5 protein-coding genes are annotated in these 4,136 nt (G+C 29.3%); 1 reads left to right on the top strand and 4 read right to left on the bottom strand.

What is annotated here, in order from left to right:
- From AB1Z17_RS02840 to rsfS, 4 genes are all read right to left on the bottom strand, one after another.
- Window positions 1-248 (bottom strand): hypothetical protein (locus AB1Z17_RS02840; protein WP_368050278.1); only part of this gene is annotated, 248 nt, incomplete at its 3' end.
- A gap of 141 nt (window positions 249-389) precedes the next feature.
- Entirely contained in the window at window positions 390-977 is a 588-nt protein-coding gene (locus AB1Z17_RS02835) for an LUD domain-containing protein (RefSeq protein WP_368050277.1), read from the bottom strand.
- Window positions 978-1,020: 43 nt separating this feature from the next.
- Complete coding sequence (gene ftsH, locus AB1Z17_RS02830) at window positions 1,021-3,012, bottom strand: ATP-dependent zinc metalloprotease FtsH (RefSeq protein ID WP_368050276.1); 1,992 nt, start codon at window positions 3,010-3,012, stop codon at window positions 1,021-1,023.
- 31 nt (window positions 3,013-3,043) lie between these two features.
- Complete coding sequence (rsfS, locus tag AB1Z17_RS02825; RefSeq protein WP_368050275.1) at window positions 3,044-3,415, bottom strand: ribosome silencing factor; 372 nt, start codon at window positions 3,413-3,415, stop codon at window positions 3,044-3,046.
- 85 nt (window positions 3,416-3,500) lie between these two features.
- Between rsfS and AB1Z17_RS02820 the strand changes: the two genes are divergently transcribed.
- The coding region (locus tag AB1Z17_RS02820; protein ID WP_368050274.1) for a biotin--[acetyl-CoA-carboxylase] ligase at window positions 3,501-4,136 on the top strand (636 nt) is incomplete at its 3' end.

The following is a 4,136-nucleotide window of genomic DNA, read 5'->3' as shown; positions in this document are numbered from 1 at the left end:
TGAACCATTAATGTAAACGGAACGACTATATAAATAACAGATAAAAATATTTTTCCTAAATGACTAATTACTTCTTCTTTTTTAGCAAATAAAATGGATGCAAAAGTTATAAATATTGTTAAAAATAAAGCCACTCCAACATATTCGAAAATTATTCTGGCAGGAATGTCTTCAACATTTAAAATGTTTCCAAAAACAAAAAATAGACAGCCAATTAAGTAAGGGAATATACTTTTTAAAGCTATCATTCTTTTAAATTCGTATAAACACAGCATCATTAAACTAAAGAAAAGACATATAAATGTAATTTTACTATAGAGTATTGAAAATATTAAAACACTTACAAAAACTAGCCCTGATAGTGCTCTTGTTAAAAATTTTCCCATAAATTATAAATCTTCAAAAAGCAGTAAATATAAGTTTTTAGAATTGGTATTACCATAATTCATAAAATCATCATCTTTACAGTTTAGATTGAAATTTTTAATAGCACTAATGTTACTAGGTATATTGCCTTGGTAACGTGTTTTAATACCTGTTAAACTATCGCCTTTAGATGTTACTAACTGGCTGGTTGTAGCATAAACTATAAAATTCTCTGATAATTCGGAGATTTTATGTTCTTTTAGTTGATTTGAAGAAAATAAAATACTTCCATTTTCAGCAATTAAGTGTTCACAACTTAAAAATATTGGAAATTGTTGTGTTAGTTTATCAGTAGTTTTAAGATTTAATGATTTTATTAGCTTTAATAAATCAGTATCGTTACAGCTGATTGTTTCCCAGGAATTTTCTTGAATAATATTATTTAAATTTATAATTACCTCTTGTAATGTGGTACAATATAAAAACTTACCATTATTCTTAATAAAATTTTTTACAAAAATTTGATCAAGTGGTAAGTTTTGTAATTCTGAAGATGGTTCTTCAGTTACCTTTTCTTTCGGAGTATTAAATAATTTTTTGAATAAATTCATTGGCTACTTTGAATAAATTCAAAATTATGAAAAACTTATGAAACTACTCTGTTGTTTCGGATGAATTTTCAATATTTGGTGTTTCAGAAGCGTGTATTTCTTCAATTTTTTCAATTACTTCTTCTTTATCAAATGGTCTGCTACCAAAAATAACTTCTAAATCTTTTTTAAAGATTACTTCTTTCTCTAATAAAAGCTCAGCTAAAGTTACCAACTTTTCTTTATTTTCAGTTAGGATTTTTATAGCTCTTTGGTACTGTTCTTCAATAATTAAAGAAATTTCTTTATCAATAGTTCGTGCAGTTTCTTCACTATAAGGTTTTGTGAAATTATAATCAGACTGGCCACTAGAATCATAATAAGTTATATTTCCAATTTTGTCGTTTAAACCATAAATAGTAACCATTGCTTTCGCTTGTCTTGTTACTTTTTCCAGATCGTTAAGTGCACCGGTAGAAATTTTATCAAACATTATTTTTTCTGCAGCTCTACCTGCTAAGGTAGCACACATTTCATCTAACATTTGTTCTGCTTGTACAATTTGACGTTCTTCTGGTAAATACCACGCAGCTCCTAAAGATTGTCCTCTTGGCACAATGGTAACTTTTACAAGAGGAGCAGCGTGCTCTAGCATCCAACTTGCTGTTGCATGTCCAGCTTCGTGAAAAGCAATTGTTTTCTTTTCTTTTGGAGAAATTAATTTGTTTTTCTTTTCTAATCCCCCAACTATTCTATCCACTGCATCTAAAAAATCTTGGTGATGAACAGCTTTTTTACCTTGTCTAGCAGCAATTAAAGCAGCCTCGTTACATAAGTTTGCAATATCTGCTCCTGAAAATCCAGGTGTTTGTTGTGATAGAAAGGCTACATCAACATCTTTATGAACTTTTATAGGTTTAATATGAACTTTAAAAATTGCTTCACGCTCGTTTAAATCCGGTAAATCAACATAAATTTGACGGTCAAATCTACCTGCCCTTAAAAGTGCTTTGTCCAATACATCTGCACGGTTGGTTGCAGCAATAACAATTACATTAGTGTCAGTTCCAAAACCATCCATCTCAGTTAATAGTTGGTTTAACGTGTTTTCTCTTTCGTCATTTCCACCAGTCATATTACTTTTTCCACGTGCTCTACCAACGGCGTCAATTTCATCAATAAAAATAATTGAAGGTGCTTTTTGTTGCGCTTGTTTAAATAGATCTCGTACTCGAGATGCTCCAACACCTACAAACATTTCAACAAAATCTGAACCTGAAAGTGAGAAGAATGGAACGCCAGCTTCACCGGCAACAGCTTTGGCTAACAGGGTTTTACCTGTTCCTGGAGGTCCTACCAATAAGGCTCCTTTTGGAATTTTTCCACCAAGTGAAGTATATTTATCCGGGCTTTTTAAGAAATCTACAATTTCTTGTACTTCTTCTTTTGCACCTAATAACCCAGCTACATCTTTAAAAGAAGTTTTTACTTTTTGATCTTGATCAAACAATTTAGCTTTGGATTTTCCAATACTAAATATTTGACCACCACCACCACCTGAGCCACCGCCAGACATACGACGCATAAAATAAATCCATAAACCAATTAAAAATATAAATGGTAAATAAATAAATAACTGATCTAACAGATTTGTTTTTTCTTCAAATTTAATATCAAAATCAAGCTCAAATTCATCTTTTGAAGCTTCTAAATTTTCTTGAAAATTCTTTAAATCACCAAATTTGTAGTAGTACATTGGTGTATTTGCAGTATATAGGGAGCCTTTATTTTTTTTATGTTTTTCTTTTTCTAGCGCTTCATTCTTTATAAAAATGTTGGCAACTACGTTATTTATAATTGAAATGCGCTCAATATCGTTTTCTGTAAGAATGTTTTCAAATTCATTCTGACTCAAATTTTTAGTCGATAAACTATCGCTATTAAAAATCTGATAACCTATAAAAAGTACAAAAACAGCTCCGTAAATCCAGTAAAAATTAAATTTAGGAGTTTTTATATTCTTATTTTTTGAAGTATTTTTTTTCTCTTGACTCATTTAGTTGTTTTCAATAAGTTAAAATATTTTTTTAATTGGATGTAGGTATTAATGTGATTTTTGCATCACCCCACAGGCTTTCAATATCGTAATATTCTCGTGCATCTTTTTGGAAAACATGCACTACTACATTAATATAATCTATTAAAATCCATTCAGCACTTCCTTCACCTTCAACATGCCAAGGTTTTTCTTTACACAATTTACCAACTTGCTTTTGAATAATGCCAGAAATGGCATTTACGTGGGTATTAGAAGTACCTGTAGCTATAATAAAATAGTCGCAAACAGTATTTTCTAAATCTCTTAAATCTAAAATTTGAATATCAATACCTTTAATTTCGTCTATTGCCTTAATAATCACCGCAATTAATTCATCTGCGCTTACATTTTTTCTTGTCATTAATTTTTTTTATTTGGTTGCAAAGTTATTATTTTTTTATCATAAATTGTCAATTAAATAACTTTGTTATAATTATAACCTTCGAATGAATATAATCAAACTTAATGCCATTGACTCTACCAATTCTTACTTAAAGGAGCTCGCTCAAAAAAGTACTTTAGAAAACTTTACAGTAGTGCTTGCAAAACAACAAACTTTGGGAAGAGGCCAATTAGGAACTACGTGGGTTTCTGATCAAGGTAAAAACCTAACATTGAGCTTGTTAGTAAATTTTAATAATTTTAATATTCAAGATCAGTTTTACTTGAGTATGGCGGTTTCTTTAGGTTTAATATCTGCTTTAAGAGCCTATATTGGTATGTCATTGAAAATTAAATGGCCAAACGACATATTGGCAGAAAAAGATAAATTAGCAGGTATTTTAATTGAAAATGTTTTAAAAGGTCCAATTATTCATCATTCAATTATTGGTATTGGTTTAAATGTAAATCAACTTGAATTTCCAACAGATATTGGAAACGTAACTTCTTTAAAAAAACTAACTGGAATAAATTTTAATAATGATGAATTGTTAAATGAAATACTTAATTCAATTAAAAAATATATATTTTCCCTTGAAAATGAAGATTTTAAAACATTGAAAAAAAAGTACTTAGCCGAGCTTTATAAAATTAATTCTCCTGCTATGTTTGAAGATAATAAAGGTATAATTTTTATGTGT

Origin of the sequence: Lutibacter sp. (assembly GCF_040883305.1) — a bacterium.
Classification (GTDB): Bacteria; Bacteroidota; Bacteroidia; order Flavobacteriales; family Flavobacteriaceae; genus Lutibacter.
The sequence above is the reverse complement of the archived record's forward strand: the minus strand, read 5'-3'. Positions and strand labels throughout refer to the sequence as shown.

What these genes read in the sequence shown, in the direction of transcription:
- rsfS (WP_368050275.1), bottom strand. Translation starts at nt 3,415, where the DNA reads ATGACAAGAAAAAATGTAAGCGCAGATGAATTAATTGCGGTGATTATT.
- ftsH (WP_368050276.1), bottom strand. Translation starts at nt 3,012, where the DNA reads ATGAGTCAAGAGAAAAAAAATACTTCAAAAAATAAGAATATAAAAACT.
- AB1Z17_RS02835 (WP_368050277.1), bottom strand. Translation starts at nt 977, where the DNA reads ATGAATTTATTCAAAAAATTATTTAATACTCCGAAAGAAAAGGTAACT.